This is a genomic window from Acidithiobacillus sulfurivorans, assembly GCF_018853815.1.
GTDB classification, from domain to species: domain Bacteria; phylum Pseudomonadota; class Gammaproteobacteria; order Acidithiobacillales; family Acidithiobacillaceae; genus Acidithiobacillus; species Acidithiobacillus sulfurivorans.
The window spans coordinates 1-954 of record NZ_JAAOMP010000105.1 but is presented as its reverse complement, the minus strand read 5'-3'; the positions used below and the strand labels follow the sequence as shown (position 1 = coordinate 954).

At 49.7% G+C, this 954-nt stretch carries 2 protein-coding genes; both read left to right on the top strand.

The window, feature by feature from the left end:
- Positions 1-37: 37 nt before the first annotated feature.
- Positions 38-187: a helix-turn-helix domain-containing protein gene (locus tag HAP95_RS17500; protein WP_368356572.1), complete on the top strand. Its 150-nt coding sequence runs from the start codon at positions 38-40 to the stop codon at positions 185-187.
- Between the two features lie 576 nt (positions 188-763).
- A partial coding sequence (locus HAP95_RS09360) for a hypothetical protein (protein WP_215883967.1) occupies positions 764-954 on the top strand: 191 nt, incomplete at its 3' end.

Below are 954 nucleotides of genomic sequence, written 5' to 3'. Positions count from 1 at the left end.
GCGGGATCGGGTGAGAGACCAGGAAAGGAAACCGGCTATGCGCAGAGAAAAGGGAATGAGGGCGCAGGGGACGGAGGAACAGAGGATGCGGGCGGTGGAGTTGCGTGCTAATGGGTTAAATTATCGAGAAATCAGCAAACAACTTTCCGTCGGAACCCAAACCGTATGCCGGTGGTTAGCCAGCTAATCGAGAACCATTCTTGTTTGTCTCATTTTGTCCCCGTATAACTTGTGGTGAAACCTTAGGGATTAACTGCGGCCTTCGGGACGCTTCCTTTTTGAGCAGAAGCTGAACATTATTGTGGTCAGGCCAGACTTTCTGGTGGCCAAGCCTGACTTTCTGCACAGGCTCAACTTTCTGTTGGCGAAGCCTGACTTTCAGCAGTAGGGACTGAACGAGTAATGGCCGAGAGGAACGCGGGCGGTTCGTGCTGAAGCCGAACTGGTCATGTACAAGGGAAAGGAATAACGTTTCAAGAGCCATTCTTGTTTGTGTCATTTTGTCCCCGTATAACTTGTGGTGAAACCTTAGGGATTAACTGCGGCCTTCGGGACGCTTCCTTTTTGAGCAGAAGCTAAACATTATTGCGGAGAGGACGTCAATGTGTGCTAGGTGGTTGAGTTTGTATTGGCCAAGCCCAACGCCAGATCGCGCTGGCCAGCCATTAAAGATTTCCGTGCAAACGCAAACCATTTGTTTGGGCGGCAAACGCGTTTTATACTCACTATTGCCAAGTTGAGTATAAAACGCGTGGAGTCCATCATGACCGAAATCAAATATCACCCATTGGTTATACAGACTATATATGCTGAATTACAGCAGATGTGCCTGCATGCGGAGTCCTGCGGAGAAGACCCCTCTGGCTATGATGCTGTCGGTGACGTCTCCGTCGTATCCAAAACCATCGCCAACAAAGTGTATTGGTACGCTCAGTACATCGATAGCTCAGGGAA

Coding starts and splice junctions, on each gene's coding strand:
- HAP95_RS17500 (WP_368356572.1), top strand. CDS start 38: ATGCGCAGAGAAAAGGGAATGAGGGCGCAGGGGACGGAGGAACAGAGG.